Origin of the sequence: Dickeya oryzae (assembly GCF_020406815.2) — a bacterium.
Lineage (GTDB): Bacteria > Pseudomonadota > Gammaproteobacteria > Enterobacterales > Enterobacteriaceae > Dickeya > Dickeya oryzae.
Genome location: NZ_CP162670.1, coordinates 2,088,013 through 2,109,121, shown reverse-complemented (window position 1 = coordinate 2,109,121; position 21,109 = coordinate 2,088,013). Strand labels below are relative to the sequence as shown.

23 protein-coding genes are annotated in these 21,109 nt (G+C 50.6%); 7 read left to right on the top strand and 16 right to left on the bottom strand.

Annotated features, from left to right (window positions below; translation table 11 throughout):
- Positions 1-61: 61 nt before the first annotated feature.
- From gpM to LF929_RS09200, 3 genes are read right to left on the bottom strand one after another with little or no spacing between them, the layout of a single operon-like run.
- A complete protein-coding gene (gpM, locus tag LF929_RS09210) occupies positions 62-928 on the bottom strand; it encodes a phage terminase small subunit (RefSeq protein WP_226093566.1) in 867 nt (288 codons plus the stop codon).
- A 43-nt stretch (positions 929-971) separates the two neighbouring features.
- Positions 972-2,027, bottom strand: a complete 1,056-nt coding sequence (locus LF929_RS09205) for a phage major capsid protein, P2 family (protein WP_226093567.1) — start codon at positions 2,025-2,027, stop codon at positions 972-974.
- A gap of 25 nt (positions 2,028-2,052) precedes the next feature.
- Positions 2,053-2,892 (bottom strand): GPO family capsid scaffolding protein, encoded by an 840-nt coding sequence (locus LF929_RS09200; protein ID WP_038908169.1) that lies wholly within the window; start codon positions 2,890-2,892, stop codon positions 2,053-2,055.
- Between the two features lie 158 nt (positions 2,893-3,050).
- Between LF929_RS09200 and LF929_RS09195 the strand changes: the two genes are divergently transcribed.
- Complete coding sequence (locus LF929_RS09195) at positions 3,051-4,778, top strand: terminase family protein (RefSeq protein WP_038908170.1); 1,728 nt, start codon at positions 3,051-3,053, stop codon at positions 4,776-4,778.
- Positions 4,778-5,830, top strand: coding sequence for a phage portal protein (locus LF929_RS09190; RefSeq protein ID WP_038908171.1), 1,053 nt, complete (start codon positions 4,778-4,780; stop codon positions 5,828-5,830). Before LF929_RS09195 ends, LF929_RS09190 begins: the two co-directional genes overlap by 1 nt.
- A 449-nt stretch (positions 5,831-6,279) precedes the next feature.
- Here LF929_RS09190 and LF929_RS09185 read toward each other — a convergent pair whose 3' ends face one another.
- The 11 genes from LF929_RS09185 to LF929_RS09135 all read right to left on the bottom strand — a co-directional run bounded on the left by LF929_RS09185 (position 6,280) and on the right by LF929_RS09135 (position 16,108).
- Positions 6,280-8,484 (bottom strand): S8 family peptidase, encoded by a 2,205-nt coding sequence (locus LF929_RS09185; protein ID WP_038908172.1) that lies wholly within the window; start codon positions 8,482-8,484, stop codon positions 6,280-6,282.
- Positions 8,481-9,563 carry an ATP-binding protein gene (locus LF929_RS09180; RefSeq protein ID WP_038908173.1) on the bottom strand — a complete coding sequence of 361 codons (1,083 nt, stop codon included), beginning with the start codon at positions 9,561-9,563 and terminating at the stop codon, positions 8,481-8,483. Before LF929_RS09180 ends, LF929_RS09185 begins: the two co-directional genes overlap by 4 nt.
- A 196-nt stretch (positions 9,564-9,759) precedes the next feature.
- Positions 9,760-12,243, bottom strand: a complete 2,484-nt coding sequence (locus LF929_RS09175; RefSeq protein ID WP_226093568.1) for a replication endonuclease — start codon at positions 12,241-12,243, stop codon at positions 9,760-9,762.
- Between the two features lie 678 nt (positions 12,244-12,921).
- Complete coding sequence (locus LF929_RS09170; protein ID WP_226093585.1) at positions 12,922-13,869, bottom strand: DNA adenine methylase; 948 nt, start codon at positions 13,867-13,869, stop codon at positions 12,922-12,924.
- A 5-nt stretch (positions 13,870-13,874) separates the two neighbouring features.
- A complete protein-coding gene (locus tag LF929_RS09165) occupies positions 13,875-14,099 on the bottom strand; it encodes a TraR/DksA family transcriptional regulator (RefSeq protein WP_038908176.1) in 225 nt (74 codons plus the stop codon).
- Positions 14,099-14,329, bottom strand: a complete 231-nt coding sequence (locus LF929_RS09160) for a DUF2732 family protein (protein WP_210194414.1) — start codon at positions 14,327-14,329, stop codon at positions 14,099-14,101. The genes LF929_RS09165 and LF929_RS09160 overlap by 1 nt, the downstream gene beginning before the upstream one ends.
- 64 nt (positions 14,330-14,393) lie before the next feature.
- Positions 14,394-14,735 carry a DUF5347 family protein gene (locus tag LF929_RS09155; protein ID WP_038908178.1) on the bottom strand — a complete coding sequence of 114 codons (342 nt, stop codon included), beginning with the start codon at positions 14,733-14,735 and terminating at the stop codon, positions 14,394-14,396.
- Positions 14,736-14,739: 4 nt separating this feature from the next.
- A complete protein-coding gene (locus LF929_RS09150; RefSeq protein ID WP_152490384.1) occupies positions 14,740-15,015 on the bottom strand; it encodes a hypothetical protein in 276 nt (91 codons plus the stop codon).
- Between the two features lie 9 nt (positions 15,016-15,024).
- The gene (locus LF929_RS09145) at positions 15,025-15,234 is read right to left on the bottom strand and encodes a phage filamentation protein Fil family protein (RefSeq protein ID WP_071526193.1); all 210 of its coding nucleotides are present in this window, start codon (positions 15,232-15,234) and stop codon (positions 15,025-15,027) included.
- A 258-nt stretch (positions 15,235-15,492) separates the two neighbouring features.
- Positions 15,493-15,813: a Cox family DNA-binding protein gene (locus LF929_RS09140; RefSeq protein ID WP_038908180.1), complete on the bottom strand. Its 321-nt coding sequence runs from the start codon at positions 15,811-15,813 to the stop codon at positions 15,493-15,495.
- Between the two features lie 4 nt (positions 15,814-15,817).
- Positions 15,818-16,108, bottom strand: coding sequence for a Cox family DNA-binding protein (locus LF929_RS09135; RefSeq protein WP_038904579.1), 291 nt, complete (start codon positions 16,106-16,108; stop codon positions 15,818-15,820).
- A gap of 146 nt (positions 16,109-16,254) precedes the next feature.
- Between LF929_RS09135 and LF929_RS09130 the strand changes: the two genes are divergently transcribed.
- Positions 16,255-16,488 (top strand): hypothetical protein, encoded by a 234-nt coding sequence (locus tag LF929_RS09130; RefSeq protein WP_152494860.1) that lies wholly within the window; start codon positions 16,255-16,257, stop codon positions 16,486-16,488.
- Here LF929_RS09130 and LF929_RS09125 read toward each other — a convergent pair.
- Both LF929_RS09125 and LF929_RS09120 read right to left on the bottom strand, forming a co-directional pair.
- Positions 16,447-16,857, bottom strand: a complete 411-nt coding sequence (locus tag LF929_RS09125) for a hypothetical protein (protein ID WP_210194415.1) — start codon at positions 16,855-16,857, stop codon at positions 16,447-16,449. The two genes, LF929_RS09130 and LF929_RS09125, sit on opposite strands and share 42 nt — an antisense overlap.
- A 215-nt stretch (positions 16,858-17,072) precedes the next feature.
- Positions 17,073-17,345 carry a hypothetical protein gene (locus tag LF929_RS09120; protein ID WP_210194416.1) on the bottom strand — a complete coding sequence of 91 codons (273 nt, stop codon included), beginning with the start codon at positions 17,343-17,345 and terminating at the stop codon, positions 17,073-17,075.
- Between the two features lie 153 nt (positions 17,346-17,498).
- Here LF929_RS09120 and LF929_RS09115 point away from each other — a divergent pair, with 153 nt between their 5' ends.
- From LF929_RS09115 to LF929_RS09100, 4 genes are all read left to right on the top strand, one after another.
- Positions 17,499-17,792, top strand: a complete 294-nt coding sequence (locus tag LF929_RS09115; protein ID WP_210194417.1) for a DNA-binding transcriptional regulator — start codon at positions 17,499-17,501, stop codon at positions 17,790-17,792.
- Between the two features lie 66 nt (positions 17,793-17,858).
- Positions 17,859-18,845, top strand: coding sequence for a tyrosine-type recombinase/integrase (locus LF929_RS09110; protein ID WP_210194418.1), 987 nt, complete (start codon positions 17,859-17,861; stop codon positions 18,843-18,845).
- A 40-nt stretch (positions 18,846-18,885) separates the two neighbouring features.
- Positions 18,886-19,683, top strand: a complete 798-nt coding sequence (pflA, locus tag LF929_RS09105; protein WP_226093569.1) for a pyruvate formate lyase 1-activating protein — start codon at positions 18,886-18,888, stop codon at positions 19,681-19,683.
- Between the two features lie 482 nt (positions 19,684-20,165).
- Positions 20,166-21,095, top strand: a complete 930-nt coding sequence (locus tag LF929_RS09100) for a LysR family transcriptional regulator (RefSeq protein WP_038904585.1) — start codon at positions 20,166-20,168, stop codon at positions 21,093-21,095.
- Positions 21,096-21,109: the final 14 nt, after the last annotated feature.

Below are 21,109 nucleotides of genomic sequence, written 5' to 3'. Positions count from 1 at the left end.
CAAAAAGACCGTATACGGGCAGATCACCCGGCGCGCCGCCTGTCGGACGGGGCCGAAGTCGTTAACGTTTGGCAGACTGACGGGCGGCTTTACTTTTGCCCGTCGGCCGTGTGGTTTTCCGCGCCGTGGTGTTACGCACGGCGGTCTTTTTTACCGCTGGCTGCGTGGCGTTGGCTGAAGCCGCAGGCGGTGTCTCCGTGGTCGTTTCATCGTCACCGTGCGTGCCATCTTCCGGCTCGTTACTGCTGCCCGGCATGAGCTTTTTCAGATCCCGCGTCAGGGTGGCGATCTCCCGTTTCACTCCCGCGTTCGGATTGCGGGCCATCGCTTCCCGGAACAGTGTCAGTGCCTCGGCTTTGGTTTGTGCATCCACTGCCGCACGGCGTGAGAAGGCGCGGGCTTTGCACAGCTTGGCGCGTACTTCATCCGGCATGTCTTTGCCATCCACAATCGCGGCCACTTCATCCAGCACGGCGGTATACCCGCTCAGGTCGGCGTCTGCATCGGTGGTTGCCAGCGTCAACACCGGGTTGCTCACTTCCTCAGCCAGTACCGTTACCGCATCGCGGCGGAACTTGTCGGCAGGCAAAGACAGGCCATGCTTAACGACGTAACGCCCCAGCCTCAGTGTCAGTGCGCTATCCTGGCAGTCGATAGCCCATACCATCAGGGTGACGATCACTTCATCCTGTCGGCCGCTGTCGCCTTCCAGCGTGCCATCAATCCAGCCGTCATATTCCGGCAGCATGGCTTTTTTCATCTCTGCTTTGGTCGCATCAGATTGCACCTGTTTCAGCGCGGCCTGATGCAGGCGCAGACGGTGAAGGATTTGCTCATGGGCAGTGCGTGACACCGCCGTTTCGGTGTCCGCCTGGCCCCGGCGCTCGGCCATGACCCGCTGAAAATGTCGTTGTGCCGGTGTCAGCATGGTGTGTTCTCCGGTTGGGGCGGGGTATTACCCCGCCTGGCTGTTACTGGCCGTCGCCTGCTGCCTGCGCAAACTGAATCCCGTCGATCAGGGCCACCTTGCCGTAGTCCTCCACCACAAAGTCGTCGTTGGACGACTGGTAGGTGGCGACCCGGTTGTACTCCGGTTCTTCAACGATGCTGCGGCGCAGCGCCCCCAACAGGTAGTACACCGACAGATTCTTGAACGAGGTGATCAGCACCGCGTTGGACGGGAAGTACGGTGCCAGGAAGGTCGGCAGGCCGCCCACACGCTCCTGACTGACAATCAACTGACCGGCCAGCAACTCGGTATTGGGGTTGCTCTGGCTCAGCGCATTGAGGCGCGGAAAATTACTGGACGTCAGCAGGTCAGACGCCATGATCACCACCAGATCCGGTGCCCTGCGATGCCACGGATCCAGCAGGCTGTTTTTGGCGTCAAACACAGCGGTGTCGAGGTTGCCGTAGGTGCCTTTGGTGACAATCTTGTTGTCTTCGTCGCGGGCGGTCAGCGTGACGTTTTTGATAATGCGGTGCCCCGCATCGTTGCGGATTTTTTGCAGCCAGCCGACACCGCAATCCTGCAACAGCGGATTGGCGCTGCGGTTGGATTTCTCGGCATAGGTGGTACCGTTGAAACCGATCATGATGCGGTCAAGGCCGATTTGTCGCGCATTGGCCTGGCTGATCAGCGCCTGAAAGTTCGGCTGCGATGCCCAGGCGTCCAACTGCGGGTAACTGACCGCCGAGTCATAATTCACCTTACGGCAATGATAGTCGTTAGGCTCTTTGGAATGGTTGTCAGTCGGATTGCGGCGGGACGTGCCATCGCTACTGTTATTGGTGCTGGCAATCGGCCCTTTGCTACCGATCAGGATTTTCTGACCTTCCTGAGCTTTCACGCCAAACACGTTAATCTGTTTCAGGAATTCATCGCTTTCCTGTGCCGCCTGCTCCATACGCTGCTGGATGGCCGGTTCAACGCTGAAGGTCATCGCCACGGCATTCGGCTGCACCCCGTTAAGCTGTGCCTGACGTGATATGTACTGATCAAAAAGATTACGGGTCGTGTTTTCCATGTTCGCTTGTCTCGCTTAACGGTACTTAAAAGTCAGCCAGTTGCGCGCCGCTGTTGCCGCCGCTGGCCGCCGGACGCTGGCTGTAACTGTTATCCTGCGTCGCCAGCTTTTGCGTGAGTGCGGCCAGTTCGCTGGTCAGCGTCTGAATGGTTCGGCTGTCCTGCTGTTGTTGGGTTTTCAGCGTGTTGAAACTGTCCAGCAGGTCGGCATGGGACTGGGCAACGTTTTCCACCGCCTCACGCACCTGGTTAAACTGCTCACTGTCCGATTTACGGCCTTTGCCGATAATCCCCATCACGCGGGAAAACCATTGCTTCCCCTCGTCGCTGCGCTGTTCGGACAGCTCAACCAGCTCCGCTTCCATCGCTTCGGTGAACATGACCGGCTCACCGGGCAGATTGTTGAATGCCTGCACCTGTGCCCGTTGTTGTGCGGCGAATTTCAGGCGATCGGTGCCCAGGCTGGCCGGGGTATCCGTCATCGCCAGGCCGCGCAGATACGGTTTGCCGGTCGCAGCAAACTGCGGGTCGATTTCGATACTGGAATAAATCTTCTTCCCTTCGCCGGTGAGTTGCTTCATTCGCTCTGTGGGTTCGATTTCCGCATACAACGCGGCACGGCCTTTTAGCAGGCCGTCGGTGATGTCTTCCGCGCTTAGCGCAATAACATCACCCATTGCACTGAAATCACTGCCCGGATAGGGGGAAAGAATGTGCTCAACGTTAACGCGGGCACCGTATACCTGCGGGTTGTAGCTTTCCGCCATTGCATAGAGGTGGTCGCGTCCGATTTCACGCCCGTCAACGGTGGGGCCGGAGACGGCAACCCGGAATTTTTTGCGGGTCGGTTTAGCTGTACCGCTCATGCCTGTAGTCCTGTCCTGTGGTGTCTGTGACATCATGATTGCAGAGCCTAACTCCCTGTCTCAACGCGGTTTTGTTGTCGGCGGAAGGCCAGAGCCGAAAGTGAGCGAAAGGCGGATCGCGCGCGGGGTAATCTTCCCGGCAAAGGGGGAAACCGCGCATGATTCAGGACGCATTTGTACGGCAGCGAGCAAAACAGCTTTACTGGCAGGGTTACCCGCCAGCGGAAATTTCGCGCCTGATGGGGATTAATCAAAACACGGTGTATGCCTGGAAAAAGCGCGACGAATGGGACGAAACGCCGCCTATCCAGCGCGTGACGCATTCTATCGATGCACGGTTGTGCCAGTTGGCCCAGAAGCCGACTAAAACCGGTGGCGACCTGAAGGAAATGGACGCGCTGACCCGGCAGTTGAAAACGCTGAATGACGGCCAGCCGGGCAATGCCGCAGGCGGCAAGAAACCCCGCCAGCGCAAGGTGAAAAATCACTTTTCTGACGAACAGATTTCCGCGTTGCGAACCAACATTCTCGACTCACTGGCCTGGCATCAAAACGGCTGGTATGAGCAACGCCACCACCGAAATCGCATGATCCTGAAGTCACGCCAGATTGGTGCCACCTGGTATTTTGCCCGTGAAGCGTTATTGCGGGCGCTGCGTGATGACGTGGCTTACCCTTATCAGCGCCACCAGATTTTTCTTTCTGCCTCGCGCCGTCAGGCACACCAGTTCCGGGGCTTTATCCAGAAGGTGGCGGAAGAGGTGGACGTCGAACTAAAAGGCGGCGACAAAATCGTCCTGAGCAACGGGGCTGAGCTGCATTTTCTGGGGACGTCTGCCGCGACGGCGCAGTCCTACACCGGCAACCTGTATTTCGATGAATTTTTCTGGGTCAGTAACTTTGCCAACTTGCGCAAGGTGGCCGGGGCGATGGCGACCCTGAAGGGGTTGACGCGCACCTACTTTTCCACCCCATCGAGTGAAACCCATGAAGCCTACCCGTTCTGGACAGGCGCACGCTGGAATGAGAAGCGCAGTAAGGCGCAAAAGGTCGCGTTTGATGTGTCATGGAAAGCACTCAATAGCGGTTTGCTATGCCCGGATAAAACCTGGCGTCAGATTGTGACGCTACAGGATGTCATCGATCACGGCTGGGAATACACCGACCTGGAAGAAATCCGCGACGAAAACAGCCCGGATGAATACAACAACCTGTACGGCTGTGAGTTCGTCCGCGACGGTGAATCGGCCTTTAATCTCAACCTGTTATTTAGCTGCGGTGCCGACGGTTACGACGAGTGGCCGGACTGGAAACCTTTCGCATCACGCCCGATGGCTGATCGCGGCGTCTGGGTTGGTTATGACGCCAACGGTAGCAGCGGCAACGGCGACAGCGGGGCGATCTCGGTGGTGGTACCGCCACTGGTGGCGGGCGGCAAATTCCGCACCATCGAAACCCAGCAGATACGCGGCCTGGAGTTTGAAGAACAGGCGAAAGTGATCGAAGCGCTGACCTTCAAATACAACGTGCAGCATATCGCCATTGATGGCACCGGCATCGGCGAAGCGGTCTACCAGATTGTTAAGAAATTCTTCCCGGCGGCGGTGTGCTTCCTGATGTCGGTGTCATCCAAACGCGCCCTAGTGCTGAAAATGCTTCAGGTCATTCGTGCTGGTCGCTGGGAATACGACCGCAGCGAGCAGGCACTGATCAACGCGTTCAACGCCGTGCGGCGCGTCAAGACGCCAGGCGGCATCATGACTTACGACACCGACCGCGCACGCGGCTCTAATCATGGCGATCTGGCCTGGGCAACCATGCTGGCCGTCATCAATGAACCACTCGGCCAGGAGCAGGGCGGCGGTGGCTTTGCGATGGAGTTCTGATGAAAAGAAAAGATAAAACCGGCACACACCGGGCGGTTACCGCCAGTCAGCCGGATATGGCGGCGGCCCTGAAAAGCGATCCAGGGCTGAGCGCGTTTACCTTTGATGGCCCCTATCCGGTCAGGGATGGCCATGACCTGCTGGATAACATGTATTGCGCCGACAATGGCCGTTATTACGACACCCCGGTGGATTGGTACGGGCTGGCTCGCGCGTTTGGTAGTGCGTCATGGCACCAGTCCGCGCTGTACTTCAAACGCAATGCGCTGACCGGGTGCTTTATCCCGCACCCGCTATTGTCGCGTCAGGCGTTCTCCGCCTTCGTGCTCGACTGGTTTGTTTTCGGTAACGGTTACCTTGAACGACGGGTCAACCGGCTGGGCGGCGTGTTGTCCCTGCGCCACGTTCCGGCCAAGTACACCCGGCGCGGCAGCGATCTGAATACCTATTGGTTTATCCGGCAGTGGAAAGATGAACACACGTTTGCTACCGACAGCGTGTGCCACGTCATCAACCCAGATATTCACCAGGAGATCTACGGTATGCCGGAGTACATGGGCGCGTTGCTGTCGGCCAGCCTGTCGCACTCCGCCGATATGTTCCGCAAGCTCTACTATGACAACGGTTCGCACGCCGGGTGCATCATCTACATTGGCGCATCCCAGGTGGATACCGAAAGCATGGATAATGTGAAGAAAACGCTGAAGGAAGCGCGCGGTAAAGGCGCGTTTAAAAACCTGCTGTTACATGCGCCGGGCGGCGGTGAAAAAGGGGTACAGATTATTCCCTTCAGCCAGATATCTGCCAAAGATGAGTTCCTGAATATCAAATCGGTGACGCGTGATGACATTCTGGCAGCTCACCGTGTGCCGCCGCAACTGATGGGTGCTATGCCGGAAGGCAACGGCTCCTTTGGCGATGTGGAGAAGGCCGCGCGGGTGTTCGCCATCAACGAACTGATGCCAGTGATGGAAGCGCTGAAGCATGTGAATGACTGGCTGGGGATGGAGGTGATCCGATTTAATCCTTATGCCCTGTTGAAAGCCGAGTGATATCCCTCCACCGCCGCCGTACTCACGCGGCGGTTTTTATTCAAAAAATTTCACGCCACCTGCACACAATCTCTTTTCAGATCAACGGCTAACGCCACAATTATCCATCCGTATAAAACCGCCTCAGCGCCGCGCTGTCAGGCGCTATTTCCGGATGCCGCGCCACGTCTCCCGGAGGGAAATACACACGCAGCAGGCCGAGAAATGGGCCGGATTTGGCACATCAAAGGGGATCCCTGCCTCCCCTCAAAGCGTGGGCTGTTCCCCCGTCACCTGCGCGCTGCTCTCGCTTCATTTTTTGTGCAAGTGCAGAAAACGGCCCGGCGCGCGTGCGTACCGGGCGGAAAGGGGGAAAATAGCATCAAAAAAATTGTGCAAAATTGTGCGGGTTTGTGCATGTGAATTCATAAAAATTTAAAGAAAAAAGACCGCTTTCGCTGCCATGAAAATTACGTGTCGAGAGAAATTTGTGTGCGCAGTTGAATAGGATTTAGAATTGTATATCGCTGGCGAATAACATTATATAAATCAAAGTCTTTTACCCTTACACTTATTACCATCGCATATTGCATATCAGGGGCTGAAACCCCCTTAACATGGCGCGAAGAATCTCGGGCGTGATACCGTATATCAAAAACTGGATCGCTTAATAATGTATCAGCACTAAATTTTTTGCTTCTGTGCAAACAAGTTTCCCACTTATGACCTTCACTCCTACACTCCCTTTCGGTCTTATACTGGCTTTTTTGACCAAAGAAATCATCAGTATCGGCATCGTCTAGGCCGAATCTTGGACGGAAAGTTACCTGCATACCCGCCCTTGTATAGTTTACTGAATGTTCAGGATCGACCGGGGTTTGAATGCACAAAGTAGCGGTAAGTTCAAATGCTTCGTCAAAGGGAACATCGGGGAATGGGATCGGTGCCCTTAAATATTTATTTTTTGCTAATGAACCATAGTAAATTACTGTAGCAGTATCATTTGCACAATCGATTAAAACGTTAGGATCCTCACTAAACCGTCCCCAACCGATATGTTCACGCGAATATTTTCTTGATGTTTCAGCATGATGAACAAGCAACGCTTTCAATGCAATGGTGTTCAATGGGGTTCCTGATAGAGCCGCAACTCCAGCGGCCGTTCTCAATGCTAATGGAGATGCATAACTGGTTCCTTGAACTCCGACTATAGAACCAAGCAGCGGGTTGTAAGTGTAAAAAGGCTCGTCGTCGCTTCCACCAAAAATAATACCATCAGGTTTAACGAATCCAGGGCTTCTGCCAGGGCCAATACAGCTATATGGTGCCCGCCCCCATTTTTCACCGCTACGATCAGCAGCACCAATCGCTAGCGCGTTTACCATATCGGAAGGGGGTTGTATTCTCGCTGCATCACCGTCCTCATGACCATCATTCCCAACAGCAACAGTAAGTAATATCCCATGCTTAGCACAGATCTGGTCTAAAATAGCAGTCCATGCATGGACCTCATCATCACCAATTGGAAGATGAGGACCAATACTTAGATTAGCGAACTTATAGTCACCACTATCAAGAACGGACTGTATTTTCTTAAGGACATCAAACAAATCCCAATCGCCATTGTCACCTGATGTTGGTGAAAGAACTCTATAATGATCTACATTCATAAAAGGTCTTTCAAAAGAAGGTGCATTTTCTTCAACACGTCCGAATAAGAAAGTTGATGTTACTTCATTACCGTGCTGCAATAATAATCCACTTGTCTCTTTGGTGTCTGGATACACGTATTCCGTAACCCAATTACTCAAGTCAGCTGTCCCCAAGCCACCATCAAAAATTGCAATACGTTCGGATTCAAGAATAGCTTTAGAATTAGGAAATTCCGGTGTAACTATATTTGATAACTTTCTGACAATGTTCGGCTGAGTACACCTTAGAGACGGCATCGGCCGCACAACTCGGATTAATGAAAAATCGAGAGTTTTTTTCATATCTTCAGGTCGCGCGTGTGCAACGATGAAAGTCAGACCACCGACTTGGATTTTACTTTTGTAATCAACAGAGACGCCATATTGTGCCGCATAGTTAATATAGGCTTTAACGATATCATCGTCTTCAACCCCAGCATGAAGAACCACTTCAAATTTTATCGAATCACTTTTCGCATGCTCAAAATTGCGTGCTCTCTCTTTTCCTTCAAAAAAGCTAACACTTTCAATTTCGATCAAATCCTTTTGCACTCCCTTCGGAGCTGTAGGAGAATTTAAGATTTCCTTAAATCTTATAACGGCATCATCATCACCGCTGACAAACAGTTGCGCCGTTACTAAGTCCTTATTCTGATCGCACTGACGTGCCGCTTTCCGTGGGCGAATGATTACCTGACGGCTACCGACATCCCGTAAACCTGTCGCTCTAAGCAACCCTTCAGGAAAGTAGCTTTTACCTAAAAAGGCTGGGTGTAATGTTAAATTGAACACACTCTCACCTCTTGGCTTAGCCGCATCATCCAAACTGCGAAAGCGTGAGAGTAAAATATCAATCTCGGGGTTTAAATGCTCCCTTACTTCTTCAATAGTATAGGGATAGCGCTTACCATCCCTTCCTTTAGGCAAAGGTTCCTTTTTTGTCAGAACATGACCGTTACCTAAAAGTAAGTTCCTTTCCATCATTTAACCCCCCACTTTTGTAATTTATTCGCGATTGTTGGATGTGAAACACCAACTAATTCAGCTATCTTCCTGTTTGAAATACCGTCAAAATGATATTTAATTATATTGAGATCATTATCACTGAAATCATCCAATGAAACCCTCTCCATAACTACGGCTTCTATTAATGAACTTTCAAATGGAATATTTTTAAGCACTACATTCTTTTTGGAGAAATTCAAGATACGGTTAATAATAGCAAAGGACATGCCATCTAAAAATGGTGCAAGTTTTTTAGATAGTTTAGGCTCAATATCATGATTGACTAAATATCTATCTATCAGTTCTACTGATGGCATATTAAATTTAAGGATGTGCTCAAATCGACGCCAAACAGCCGGATCTAAGATATCAGGGTGATTAGTCGCAGCAACAAGAAGCGAGGTCGCTGGCCATTCATCTATGGTTTGTAGGAGTACAGTAACTAAACGTTTTAATTCTCCAACGTCCCTGTCATCATCACGTCTTTTTGCAACAGCATCAAATTCATCAAGCAAAAGGACACATGGTTTCTCTTTGGCATAATCCATAACGGATTTAATATTATTGCCTGTTTTTCCCAAAAGAGAACTCATTACAGATGAGAGATCCAATGTTAAAAGAGGTAAATTTAACTTTGCAGCAAGCCAATGTGCGGACATTGTTTTTCCTACACCTGGCGGGCCAGAAAGTAAAACCGTCTTTACAGGTTCAAGACCAGCTTTGAACAAAGAAACTGCATTCTCTCTTTCGTTAACAATTGACTCCAGCTTCTTTGATATATCCGTATTCCATACAGGTTCTTCAACAATTGCGTTGACAGATGTTTCCTGCAAAAGGTTTCGTCTGGAGTCTCCATCCACAGGCATAGGAGCATTACTAGATGCCCCACGCAATACCGTTCCCTCAGCAACTAACGAAGCCAGCTTAGAAGCAAAGGTCTCATCATTTTTACGGATGTTGTTAATCATCTTTCTGCATAGGAGTGTAAATGCATTTGCGTTGCCTTTGATGCCTTGCTCGATGAGTTTGAAAAGTTCATCCTCCCGCACATTTACCATAAAACCCCCAATAAAACATCAATTTATGTAATCTGGTAACTATTTAAGTGAAAATTAATGACAAATCTTACCACTCTGAATGGCATTATTCAAAGAGTATCCTCACTTTTTTACTGTATGGATAATCAGCGTAAAATCTATCCAGCAGGTTTACTCGAGCATGCTATCAATACTCGTTTCCAGCGATTGATAAGTTCTACCGTTTTATCTCCTTCACTTGTGTCGGCAGCATGCCTATTCCTGAACCAGCGCAACTACTTGATTTTAACTTCCATGAAGCATCTCGTAACACGGCGATGCGTTGCAGCAATGCCGTTGCTTTATCCTGATATTCCGTTTCTTTTTGCTTTCTCGTCTGCATGCGGTACAAGCGACCGTCAGCACTGGCGACATAGCAATGGCCGGCAAATGTGATCGCATTGCCTGCCACAAGTCGCCGCAACTCACCGGTGTTGATATCCCAGCCAATTGAGCGGGCGAAATCGGCAATACTGGCACGCCACTCGTCCGACAGTTTGCCAACCACCTGTTTTTCAGCCGATTTGTTCCGTTGAGTAGTGGACGAGTGTTGATTATTCCGCCGATCCGGCGGCTGAGTTCGCAACCTCGACAGCAGCGTCCGGCGTTCCGGGTCTGTCATGCGCTCGAAGTCGGCGAAGGTTTGAGCGGATGTATCGCCAGGCTCTCCATCGGGCGGTTCACAGCCACCATAGCCATCCCCGTTTATACCTGCTGAAATGGCTATTTTTTCATCTCCCGTAGAGTTATTGACAGAACTCCAAGCGTCGCCGGTTGGCGACGTAACGGCCAAACCACTCCCGGTGCCAATGCTGGCACCATCGTCAGCGGACTGCTTCTTGCGGATTTTCCATTTGATTAACCGGGTGCAGATACGGGATATCGCCCCCAGACGTGGAGAGAACACACCGAAGATTTTTTCCGGTGTCTCGCCGTAGGTGTTTTGTTCGTCAGCGTCTTCATAGGCAATGCGCACGGTGTAGCGCTCGCGTGGGATCAACACGCCACCTTGCTTTTCGATGTATGTGGCAAAACAACCGGCGTCAGCCGATGCCAATACAGCATCCATTGCCGGGTCAGCAAGCTGCGCGGCCCCGCGCTTGAACGTGCCATTTTCCTTCTGGGCTGCGGTAAGTTGGTTTGCCAGGCGACGCAGTTCACGCCATACCGTCACCGGAGGCAGACCAAACGGCTGAAACTGTCGGATGTTATGCTGTGACGCCCAGGCCATTGCAAACTTTGCTGTTTCGCGTAATGGCTTGCCGGTTTCGTTATCCAGCTCACCATCCAGCGCGTAACCGTCGATATTTTTACTGATGTACTTCGCCACGTAAGCCGTAGCGCTGCCTTTTCTTGGATCGAGCTTTTTAGCCTTGAATCGTGCGCCGGTGTTGCGCCCCAGCTCCGCACGGTCTTCAGCAATAAAATACTCTCGCAAGATATCAGTGATGGCCTTTCTGTCGGCAGGTGGCATAAACAGCAACACATGCCAGTGCGGGGTAGCATCGTGGTGCGGCTCGGCAACGCGAAAGCCATAAGGGCGCAAGCCGCGACGATTCAACGCAGACATGGCACGCGCCCAGGTGCGGCATAAATACCGCTGCCCCTGACGTGGAGAGGTATGATCCCACTTAGGGTTTTGGTGACCGTTCTGGATGTTAGCGTGGTAACGCGACGGGCAGGTGATGGTGAGAAAAACGCCTTCATCACCCCGCGCGATTGCCACCATTTCAACACCGGCCATACGGGTCATCAGCTCATGACGGCGGATAGCCGGATTACTGATACTGCCGTACACCATGTTTTCCAGTGATGTGATGTTGCCATCTTCATCAACCAGTTCATGTGTCTGGAAAAAAGCACGATTCTTGCGGCGCTGCTCTTGCCACTGGTTGAGGGCATCAAGGCTGACATACGGCATTCGTTTTTTGTGGATCACGCCGATGGCGCGAAACTGATTTTCCCGCCATTCACAACGCAGTCGCCACAGTTTCCGCCCCCACCATTCAGGTGAAGTGATGCGTAAAATGGCGGAATAGATGCGGTGCCGGGTTTGTTCATCACCGATAACCAACCCCCAGCACGGTGGCGTTACACGTAATGCCAGCAGTTCGCGCCCCAGATGGCGATATAGCCACTGAATTTCATCATCAGTCATGTCTTCCGGCGATGTGTGGCCGCACTCGGTTTCAAACATTTCGGCGATGGCGGCCGCAAGAGTATGCGCGGCATTGATCACCTCATGCTTGGTAAACCCGGCCAGATGCGCCCAACGCGGCCCCCAATAGGCCGCCAGTTCCGATGTAAAACCACCACGCACACCTTGCTGTGCGCGCACAGCATCCAGACGAAGCAGGGCTTTTTTCACGGTTCCCATGAAAAAGGCGCTGATGTGTCGCGGCTCGCGGTTTGCGCGTAGCCATTCAATTTTTTGGCGGTAAACGTCACGGATAAAAAACGGTTGTTCGTGCAAGCGGGCTTCCACGCCTTCCGGCGTTTTCATCCAGTCACTTAGCGTTTTCTGATGATCCCGGCGTACTATTTCCGCCAGACCGCGACGGATAAGCAACTGGGTGCCGTTCGGCTCCCTGTGATCCAACTGTGCTACGGCTTGGTTAAGATTCCGGTCATCACCTGGCGCTGCCAAAGCGCGTTTAACCATCCGGCTCAGATGCCGTGTGACGGCCGGATGCGGCTCAGCATCGGTAACGAGTAGAGAGGGGCGAAGATCAGCCACGCCCGACGGTGCGGAGATCGCCGGGCGTGGAGCGTTCCAGGGATAGGCCCATTCATGGCTTGACTCATTTCCTGCACATAACTGAAGTGTGGATGAGCGCCTTCCCTTAGACTCTCTGAACATTTATAACATCACCTTCTGAAGTCTTTCTGACACAACAAGGCCCTCATATGGAACATAAGTATTTCAAGGTGAAAAAAGAGCTCGCCCTTCCGTCTTACGATGAAGCGATAACCAAATGGCTTGAATTTCAGCCTAAAACTTCGCCATTAATTCCTTATAAGATACTAATATGTAATGAAAATGTTTTTTACCGTGAGATCACTTGTGATGGACTAGGTGAATACGTTGAAGCATGTGAATTTCTCCGGTCTCTGGATCTTGTAGATGCATCGGAATATGACTTTGGCCTAAGGGGCTATGATTCTGTGTTTGTGAGTCAGAGGTACATTGATAAAGCCTCTTCAACTCATCGATAGCATCCGCAGGAGTGCTTTTTTGTGAATGTTTGATCACGGCCAGAACGAGCATTCTGGTTTCATTACTCATTTGATACGGCATAATTCCTCGCAAGATAGAATGTCATGCCCACTGTTCAGGCATTCAGAACGGCTCCGCGTTCAACGCGCCGGATGCCACCATTTCCTGATAGGTGGCATCACCCATCACTGGCCCACAGTCAGGGCAGTGCCCACCACCTTCATAGCCGCACCCGTCGCAAACTTTCGACAGGCTTTGGGCAGCAGGAATCGGCAGACGCTTAGCAATGATTTCCCCGGCCTGCTTGCTCTCCCCAGCCGCAACACCGACGCTACGCGGCGCGGTGAAACGGCAGATATCAAACCTGTGGTAAAGGCTGTGTGCGTGGTGAGTGTCGCTGTTGGATGCAATGACAGGTATCCCACATTCGGCCAGGCGTGATAACGCGCTGCACAAGTCATACTGATCGTTGTGGGTGAAACCATCAGTGTGATAACTGGTGAAGCTGGCCGTTGGCGTTTGCGGGATATACGGCGGATCGCAGTACACCACATCGCCGGGGCGGATCAGTTGCAATGTTTCGCCAAATGCGGCGCAGATGAATTTTGCACGGCGGGCTTTTTCGGCAAATGCCTGAATCTCGGCCAATGGAAAGTAAGGCGATGCATAATGCCCGTAAGGAACGTTAAACCCACCGGCGCGGTTATAGCGACAAACGCCCCGGTAACCGTGTCGGTTCAGATAAAGAAACAGTGCTGCTGAGGTGGTGCGATTCTCTTTGCTGCGGTTAAATACCTGACGGAAGCGGTAATAACTTTCTGCTGTATTCGCAGTGCGAAACAGACCTTCAGCAGTATCAATAAACTCCTTCACATCCTCTTTGATGACCTGATACAGGTTAATCAGGTCAGGGTTGATATCAGCAATCAGGTATTCCGGGTAATCGGTATTCATCATGACTGAACACGACCCGGCGAACGGCTCAACCAAACGATCACCAGCTGGTAAATGTTCGCGCAGGATATCCATCACGCGGGCTTTGCTGCCGACCCATTTCAGCGGTGTGGCAATAATGCTCATAACGCACCCCGATAGTGTTTGTTTTTCAGTTCAGCATCGCCCTGGCAGTACACGCACAGACGCACACCCGGAACGGCTACGCGGCGGGCTTCAGGGATAGGTGCGTCACAGCTTTCACAGACGAATGCAGAAGCGGCACAGCCCGACTGTTGCCGGGCCTGCTGGATTTGCGTTTCACGAATGAACGCTTCGCGTTCCTGAGCCATGTCCATTGAGTCCATCAGCTCAACCCCTGAGCGGAGTGCTCAAAACGTTCTGATTCCTGGCGTATCAGTTCCACCACTTCGGCGGCGGAAAGGTCGCGTTGTTGAGCGCGGACAGCCAGCGCAGCAAGGCGCAGTGAGAAGGAAAAATGCTGGTCTTTGCGTTCATCCAATCGGGACTTTTTCAGTAGCTCGACCAATGCGCCATCATTGGCGACAGTCATGGTTTTTACTTCGGCATTTTTCATTACGTTTTCCTTTTTTCAGGTAATAGAAAGCCCGGCGGGTTTACGCCTAAAAATTGGGTTTTTATTACAGTGGGAGAATTAAGTTTTTGGGGAATAAACTCACAACTGCGCGGAGCTTATTCATTGCTTTAATCAGCCTTTCTTTTTCGTCAGTTGTCAGTTCATTAAATTTCAGGTGATGCCGTTCCTTATCAATATCCGCTAATTCAAATATTGCTGACAGCACACGCATATTTTTATGGTAATCGTCATCAATCTTGTCCCGCATATCGTCAATAAAGCGGCACATTTCTTTCTCACTGTTTGTCTTGAAGTGTTTCCCTCGCAGCATTGCTATGTGGTTTAGCCCCTCTGTTCTTTCCGCGATACTCAGCGGAATGGCGCGAGCGGACTCGGTGTTAGCCATGGCATTAGCCTTTCTTTGCCCAATTAATGGCAAATTCTGGTGCCTGCATCATTCCATCTCGAAACCATTGATTCGAATGGCTCTTGATAAATTGATACAGAGGATGATTGAGGTAATAGACAGCATCAGCCAATGATTCCAGCGACGACAAAACGCTAATCCGGTTGTAACCATTGTCGCTGCCGTTCTCTTGCACATCAGCAGGCTGAGATAAAAAACTCTCCGCAGCATCATCGGCGGCCTGTAGCCATATTTCCGGGTTGTGATTTATTTTCATCATTACCACCTACTACGCCGCAATACCCATGAGGCGGGAAAACCAGCGGCGCTTTTGCTTAGGCGCTGGCATGTAGGGCTTTTGACTCCAGGGTGCGAAATAGACCTGATTAACGGACGGCTTAACGCGTTGACCGTTTGGCAGTTCCAGCCAGCCTTTACCCTGATTAGGGATTACTGGTGATGGTGACTGAGAAGTTAATAGACGAGCTATGGAAATCATATTATCGCCTCGCTGTGTAAAGGTTATCGATATAACCGGTGGCTAATGCCAGTGCATCAAATAAACCGTAAGACTGCCCAGCCTGACTAACACGATATCGGGTAACCGGATTTGATATCGTTCGTGGACATTTAATAATTGAGAAGCCCCGATATACGTTTGTGTGTTTACTTAATTGTGTAATTGCGTATTGGCGGCCTGATTTTTTATTCTCCATGTCACCCCTTTATATTTTACATTCCCTACCCCACAGCCTTTTTAAGACTGCGTTTTTGCTCTCGCTCTTTTGTTTGCGCTAATACGATCTTTCCATCCATGCCATTCTGGCGGCGCGCCATCCACCAATTGTGCCGCATAGCTATCCCATTCACGGCGGTTAATCCACAGTTCAGCGTGGCCGCCTGGGTTTAATGGGTCTGCCATGTAAAAGGCCGGCAATTTCCCGGCTTTTGCCATCGCTACAATCGCGGCTGGAGTTTTTCCGACGTACAGCGCAAAACCCTCTTTTGACAAAAGATCGGCTGGTTTCTCTGACAATCGAATCTGGCGACGTGACTCAACGATTGACGAATCATCCATGTTATTACTTCCCCCCTTCAGGCCGCAGCCCAAGCCATAACAGCCATGCGTCACGCTGTTCTTCTGGTCGGTTCATAAACGCTTCGCGCATAGCACGGTTAAATTCCGGGATATAAACCCAATTTTCAGCGCGACTAGGATTTGATTTTTCAGGATTCACCCACGGAACAAGCGGCAATTTACCCTTATCAACCATGGCTTTTACTGCCGCTTCCGACTTACCGATCAGTTCAGCAAATTTCGGATATGGAACAGCATCAACCGGATAGCGAACCTCATAAACGCGTTCACCCATCGCAAACCTCACTTTTTATTTTGCGTTATTGAATATGTGCCGGGGTTTTTAGCCACGCCCGGCGCGTGGTCTGTGGTACTCTCTTTACACCCACCAACCTCTGGCAAGAGCGTGGGCGTAACCTCTACCAACAAAAGGACTTATTTATGTCTGATAATGTGTTTATCACTAAAGAAACAAATGAAATTATCAAGGCCGCTTTAACTGGTGATAATTTCAATAATTTGTTAATTATCGTTGCCAACCAATTACCGCTCCGCAATGGTGCAGTGCGTGACCACTACTCCGTCCGTTATGATGAATTTTATTCCGCCATCCATGATATGGTTAAGCAATCTTTAAACTATAAGCCCACTGATACCGAGAGCGGTACGAATTAACCTAATCAATTGAATTTCCTGGCGGCTAATATCCAATCCTTTATCACTGGCCGCTTTTTTCATTTCCTTTATTGCAGATTCAGCAATTGACAATAATTCTTCACTATTCGCCCCTCTGCTTTTATCGCCGTGTTCATTCCTTTTTTCTGCAACTTCGGAATAGTCCACCACAAATAAATCAACGTCAGAGCTCATCCGCGCTAACTCTGCTTCAACAGCATCAATCTTAGCCCGCAATTCTTCAGGCCGTTTCTTGAGGTATTCGCGGGTCTCCAACTTTTCGGCCAGACCTTTTAGGAATATAACCAATTCCTGGTCATTAAAATCTCCACGAATGATACGCGGTTGTGTTTTATTCTCACCTTCCATCCGTTCACCCCTCCCCCTTACCGTGATACTCTCTTCCGATCACCAACCGCTTACATCGGCTTAACTAGTGCCGGGATATTTCACCACGCCCGGCGCGTGGTTTTGTGGTAGATTTCAAGTGCCAACAATCAACCAACCACACAAGGAAAATAATGTGACAAAGAAACGTACCGTCATTCCCACCTATAAAGTGCGCTGCAATACCTTTGATAATCTTATTGAGATTGAATTTTCTGTTCCTGATGACCAGATTGTTGCGATTCGGCTAAATGCCAATCAATCGCGCGAGCTGATTGCTCAACTAAATCATCATTTAGAGAATCAATGATTTGTTCTTTCGTGTATCCAACAAAAAAGAACGTACTGGCGCTGCGGGTCTGAGTAGCGCCTTCGCTAACCCTCGCCTTTATCTCAAGAGTTACGGCATACGTATTAATCACGGGTGATTCCGCTGTAACTTCAGCTTCCCGCACATCGTCTTCCTTCATCCCCTCCCCCTTACCGTGATACTCTCTTCCGATCACCAACCGCTTACATCGGCTTTCAGTTGCTTATGTTCGCGGTTGGTTTTTCACGCCCTCAATGGAACCTATATAAGTCCCAATGAGGGGAATTTAGATCCTATATGGGTTCCATGTCAAATGAAACTTAGCGAAAAAGTAAAGGCACTGAGAGAAACAGAGGGGCTTAGCCAGTCAAGATTTTGTGAAATCATAGACTTACCTCTAAGCACTCTTAAAAAATATGAGACTGGTAACTTTGAGCCAGGGGGAAATGCTTTGCTCAAAATCACAATGCATCCACGGTTTCAAAAATACACCCTGTGGTTAATGACGGATAAAACAGCACCGGAAGCTGGGCAGATCGCACCGGCCCTCGCGCACATTGGGCCAGAAGAAACAAAATCTCACCAATCCAACCAGAATATTGGATAAACATTTACATAAGTTACATCTTTGATATTGCATATCAGGATGATGACTACATCGGAGAGTGTTCTTATGGCAATTAAGAAACTCGATGATGGTCGCTATGAAGTGGACGTTAGACCGCAGGGTGCCGAGGGAAAGCGCATCAGGCGTAAATTTAATACTAAGGGTGAAGCGCAGATTTTTGAACGCCACATCCTTGTGAATTACCACAACAAAGACTGGATTGAGAAACCAGCAGACCGCCGGAAACTCTCGGAACTGTTGGCGTTATGGTGGGTGTATCACGGCAAAAGCCATGCGCGAGGTGAAATCGAACATGGGAGGCTAAAAACCATCATTGCGACATTTGAAGAGATGGGCATTTCACGGGCAGATCAATTAACCAAAAAAGCCATCATGGATTATCGGGTAAACATGCTGAACAATGGATTAAAGGCATCCAGCGTTAACCGCCACCATGCCATCTTAAGTGGTATGTTTACAAAGTTAATTGACGCGGAAGAATACCACTGCCCTAACCCGTTCAAGGATGTTAAACCCCTTAAAGAATCGCTGACAGAAATGGCGTTCCTGACTGCATCCGAGATCCCCGATCTGCTCAGATTATTAGAAGGTGATGAATTGGACGCCGTTCTGGTTTGCCTGGCAACCGGAGGAAGATGGAGTGAAGTGGCCAACCTGAAAAGTGAACACATTATCAACAATATGGTGACGTTCATGAAAACGAAAAACGGGAAACGCCGAACTATTCCGATTTCTCAGGAACTGACGAACCGTTTAAAACGTGTGAAATCAGGCTATGTTTTCAGGCCAAACTACAGAAAGGTGAGAAATACGCTGCGTGCAATGAAACCTGATTTACCGGAGGGACAAGCGTTACATGTCTTTCGGCATACATTCGCCACGCATTTTATGATGAATGGCGGTAATATTGTTACATTGCAGCGGATATTAGGGCACTCAACGATCCAGCAAACGATGGTCTATGCGCACTTTGCGCCTGACTTCTTACAGGACGCTGTAACACTTAACCCACTAAACGGAGTGTCCATATAATGTCCATGAACCAGCACTATTTAGCACTAATTGGTACTTTATGAATAGCGTAACAGGTTGTTTTTCAAATGAATCCCCCGCCGATGCGGGGGCTACCAAGTCAGTTATTGGTCGCATTCACTCTTTCGAATCCTGTGGCACCGTAGACGGCCCCGGTATTCGCTTCATCACCTTTTTCCAGGGGTGTTTGATGCGTTGCCTCTACTGCCACAATCGTGATACCTGGGATACCCACGGCGGTAAGGAAATCACGGTGGAAGAGTTGATGAAGGAAGTGGTGACCTATCGCCATTTTATGAATGCGTCCGGCGGCGGTGTAACGGCATCAGGCGGTGAGGCTATTCTTCAAGCTGAATTCGTTCGCGACTGGTTCCGTGCCTGCCATGAGCAAGGGATTAATACCTGTCTGGATACCAACGGTTTCGTACGGCGTTACGACCCAGTAATTGACGAACTGCTGGATGCCACCGACCTGGTTATGTTGGATCTCAAGCAGCTCAACGACGAGATACACCAAAATCTGGTAGGGGTATCCAATCACCGTACACTGGATTTCGCCCGTTATCTTGCCAAACGCAACCAACGTACCTGGATTCGTTATGTGGTCGTGCCTGGCTGGAGTGATGACGATACCTCCGCTCATTTGCTGGGCGAGTTTACCCAAGGGATGAGTAACATTGAAAAGATCGAGCTATTGCCCTATCACGAATTAGGCAAGCACAAATGGACAGCCATGGGCGAGGAATACAAGTTGGATGGCGTGAAGCCGCCTAAAGCCGACACCATGGATCGCGTTAAGTCCATTCTGACCAGTTACGGCCACAAGGTGGTGTATTAATCGGTAAGCACCACCGCTCAAGACAGGGATAATCCGCCTGCCTTGCTGACCAGCCGGGGTTAACGTCATCTGCTGACGCACTCTGGCTGGCTATCGCTACCCTTTCCACTTCCTCCATTTGTGGCCTATCCCGTGGTCATCGCCCGCAGGCATCACAGTTTCCTCGTTCGTCACGTGTCACAATCCGAAGCAAGCGCGCACGATAAAAATAAAACATGATAACGATGATGTGACAGAGAGCAGCGCGCCACTCAATGAGACAAGATGGAGAAACTCAGGGCGTCGTGCGTCGACTCGCTGCAGATAAAGCGAGCGGTATACGCCACAGAAAAAAGACATTGAACCAGCTTATACCCAAAGTAATCACACATCAGGACCAGCGCTCGCCCACGCAGACACCCGCACAGCGCGAGAATAGCGTGATACTGACAGCGAGCCAGTAACCTGAATTACGCTGGGTATTTGTGCTTCAGGGACACATTATGCGGCTCGATAAACTGGAAATTCGTTGGCTGAAACTATTCTGTAAGATTGTTGAGAATAAAGGTATCACCAATGCACAGGAGGCCACTGGTCTGAGTCAGCCAGTGCTGAGTCACTACCTGTCACGACTAGAGGACACGCTAGGGCTGATTCTGTGTGAGCGCGGCCGCGGTGGATTTTCTCTCACGACAGAGGGTGAGTTGGTTTATCAGGAAGCGCGTTCGGTAATCGCTACACTGGATGATTTTGCCAATCGACTGGCTCGTATCAAACATGAGCTGATTGGTGAGGTGAGACTGGGCTGTCTGGATAATATTGTTTCGCATCCGGAGCGAGCCGTTCCATTAGCCATACGCCGCTTACTTGAGTTAAGCCCCGATGCATCCATGAACCTCTACGTTAGCGACCATCAGTCGCTGATGGAGCGGCTACGCAACAGCGAGCTGGATGTCGTATTGACCGTCCTGCCAGACGATGTACCACCTGATATTTTCTTCCAGCCAGCGTTTATTGAGCACAGCTCATTCTATGCTGCTGCAGAACACGCTGGACGCATTGAACAGGAATGGCGTGACGGCACCCTTAACCCAAAGCGGTTATTGGTTGGCGGCTACGCCATGAACGAGATGTGCAAACAACTCGGGTCGGTAGCCAAACAAGGACAGCAAAGCATTGCCTGTAGCGAGGAAGGTTGCATGCTACTGATTTTGGCTGGCACCCACGTGGGCTTTTTGCCGGACCATTATGCTTCACGCTGGGTGCTGGAAGGCATGCTGACGGCCATTGCGCCGGAAAACCTGCGGCTCAACAGTATTTTTTATCTGGTTCGCAACGCCAGACAGCGATTAAGCCCGGTGGCTGAAGTCCTGTGGAACAACATTGCCGAAATCGGGCAACTTTCGCCAGCCTATCGTCGACGCCGATTGTAAGTCAGTCGGCACGG